Source organism: Actinoplanes sp. NPDC048791 (assembly GCF_040650095.1).
Classification (GTDB): Bacteria; Actinomycetota; Actinomycetes; order Mycobacteriales; family Micromonosporaceae; genus Actinoplanes.
Window position 1 is genome coordinate 1 of sequence record NZ_JBEZGQ010001068.1, and the last position, 2,749, is coordinate 2,749.

2 protein-coding genes and 1 pseudogene are annotated in these 2,749 nt (G+C 72.5%); 2 read left to right on the forward strand and 1 reads right to left on the reverse strand.

From position 1 onward, the window contains the following. Positions 1-314: 314 nt before the first annotated feature. Both AB0C29_RS42240 and AB0C29_RS42245 read left to right on the forward strand, forming a co-directional pair. Positions 315-539 carry a hypothetical protein gene (locus AB0C29_RS42240; RefSeq protein WP_360833109.1) on the forward strand — a complete coding sequence of 75 codons (225 nt, stop codon included), beginning with the start codon at positions 315-317 and terminating at the stop codon, positions 537-539. A gap of 79 nt (positions 540-618) precedes the next feature. Then, complete coding sequence (locus AB0C29_RS42245) at positions 619-2,373, forward strand: PAS domain-containing sensor histidine kinase (RefSeq protein ID WP_360833112.1); 1,755 nt, start codon at positions 619-621, stop codon at positions 2,371-2,373. Positions 2,374-2,500: 127 nt separating this feature from the next. Here AB0C29_RS42245 and AB0C29_RS42250 read toward each other — a convergent pair. Beyond that, positions 2,501-2,749: pseudogene (locus tag AB0C29_RS42250) on the reverse strand (hypothetical protein); the annotation flags it as partial.

Sequence of the window (2,749 nt, forward strand, 5' to 3'; positions counted from 1 at the left end):
CGCCGGTCACTGCGGCCGCGGTGGCGATGCCGGCGGTCAGCGCGAAGCGCGCGGTGCGGCGCCGGCCGTCGTTGCGAGTCATTCTGGGTTCCCTCCCGTTAAGCCACAGGCGAACGACTTCACCCGCGTGACGGGGCATGGCCGGTGGCGTCTGAGGGAAAGGTTGACGACGGGACAGAGTCACCAGGGACCTTGCCGGTTGCGCCTCAGTTGCAGGGCCCTGAACGACGTCCCGAGGGCTAAGGCGCCCTTCCGGCGGGCCGAAGTACCCGCTGTCAGGACCGCTGCACCGCCACCGAGCAAGGAGAGCGATGATGACCACCATGCTGTCGCCCGAGATCGTCACCGTCCCGTCCCTGGTCGACCGCTGCGACAGCTGCAGCGCGGCCGCCAAGGCCGAGATCGCCCTCAGCAGCGGCGGCTCGCTGGTGTTCTGCGGGCACCACGCCAACAAGCACGCCGACCGGCTCGTGCTGGTCGCGGCCAAGGTCACCGTCGAGGACGGCTTCGAGTGGGCCGGACAGTCTCACTCGGCGTGACCACTTGATCCCATCCGCCGCGATATGATCACTCCCTCACACTTGGGCGGAAACGCCCATATTTAGAGGGGTTCCACCGGTGCAGATCGCGGCGCAGGACGTGGGCAGGCTGTCCCGGATCCTCGCCGGGTGCGCCGGTGTCGCGGTGGCCGTCTTCGGCGCCCTGAACCTGCTCACCTCGTCCGCTGGAGAGAACACCCTGACGTCGAGCCCGGCGGCCGCACTACTGGCCGCCGGGCTCGCTCTGCTTCTGCTGGCGCCGACCCGGTCCACGCCGGTGTCACGCGTCACCGCGTACGTCCTGGCCGGTGTGGCCGCTCTGCTGGGAGCCGCCGCCCTGGTCCGGCATCCGGCGGCGGCCGTCGCCACCCTGCTGACCGGGCTCGCCCTGACCTGCATCGACGTACGGATCCGCCGGCCCGGTGAGCAGTCCCGGTTCCGGATCGCCGATCCCCTGCTGGCCGGGGCCACGATCATCGCGCTGGTCGCGCTCGTGCCGCGGATGTTCGCGCCGACCTTTCCGGACGGCGGTGGGCCGGACAGTGTGATGACGCCGTACCACGCCGGCGCCCTGCTCACGCTGGCGCTGGGGGCCATCCTCGCGCGGCCGGAAGCGGGTCCGTTGCGTACCGCCGCGGCCGCCGGACCCGGCACCAAGATCCGGCACACGCTGCCCGCGGTGATCGCCGTACCGGTGGTCGCCGCACTGATCAGCGCGCTGGCGGTGCGCACCGGGATCAGCCGGCCCGCGGCCGCGATCAGCACCGGCGCGATCCTGGCCGCGCTCGCCGTGCTGGCCCTGATCGGCTTCCTGGTCCGTTCGCTGGAGGGGGCCGACCGCCAGCAACGGGAACTGGTCGCCGAACTGCGCGAGCGCCGGGAGTTCGCGGACACGCTGCTGCAGTCGATGAACGAGGCGGTGATGGTGCTCGACGCCAACCACCGGGTGATCGACGTCAACCGGCGCTGGCGGGAGCTGACCGGGCACAGCGAGCCGCTCGCCCCGGAGCCGGCCCCGCTGCCGCCGGCCGGGACCGGCGACTGGCTGGTCCGGCACGCGGACGGCACGGACATCCCCGTACTGGCCACCATGGCGCCCATCCCCGACGCCGACGGGCGGCCCCGGGCCTACGTGGCCACCTACGTCGACATCACCGACCGCAAGCGGGTCGCCGACGAGCTCCGGGAACGGGCCGGTGAGCTGGAGCGCAGCAACGAGCAGCTGCGGGAGTCGAACGCGCGGCTGGCCGCGGCGCTGGCGTTCAAGAACGACCTGACCTCGATGCTGACCCACGACGTGGCCCAGCCGATCAGCTCCATCGCGAGCCTCTCCGAGCTGCTCAGCGCCGACTGGGCCGAGCTGGACGAGGACACCCGCCTCGAGCTGACCACGAAGATCGACAAGAACACCCGGCGGCTCGTCAAGATGATGAACGATCTGCAGCTGCTGTTCCGGCTGGACACCGGGGCGGTCACCGCGCGGCGGACCCCGGTGCCGGTGCGGGAGGTCGTCACCGCGGTGGCGGCGGAGCTCAAGTGCGCGGCGGACGTGGCGATCGAGATCGACGAGGACCTGGCCGCGCTGGCCGACCGCCAGCACCTCTGGCACGTGGTGCACAACCTGCTGGGCAACGCCCTGAAATACGGCGATCCGCCACTGGTGGTCAGCGCCTGCCCCGCCGGGGAGTCGATCGAGCTGGTGGTGCAGGACCGCGGCGCGGGGATCCCCGAGGAGCTGGTGCCGCAGCTCTTCGACCGGTTCATGCGCGGCGCCGGGCTGGGCCTGTTCATCGTGCGGCACCTGGTGGAAGCCAACCGGGGCTCGGTCCGCTAAGAGCGGGGGGCTGTATTTCGGCCCGCCCCTGGCGTCCCCCCCGCGGGGCCGCGCCCCCCCGCGGCGGGCCCCCCCCCCCGGGGTGCCCGTCTGGTGGTGACGTTCGAATCGGCGCGGTGAGCCGGCGTCACCAGTCGTGGTCGCCGCCGCGTTCCTCCTCGTGGATGATGCCGTCGCCGCGGACGTCGCGGGAGCCCATCGACCTGCCGCCCATCGGGGCGGCGCCGCCGCTCACCGACCGCGAGCCGCCGATCCGGCGACCGGGGGCCAGCACGTCGTCCAGGTCGGCGGCGCTGGTGATGCCCGGGGCCGAGGTGATGTACACGTCGGGGCCCGCGATGGCGTTGCTGAACTCGCCGGCGCTGGTGCCCCAGCC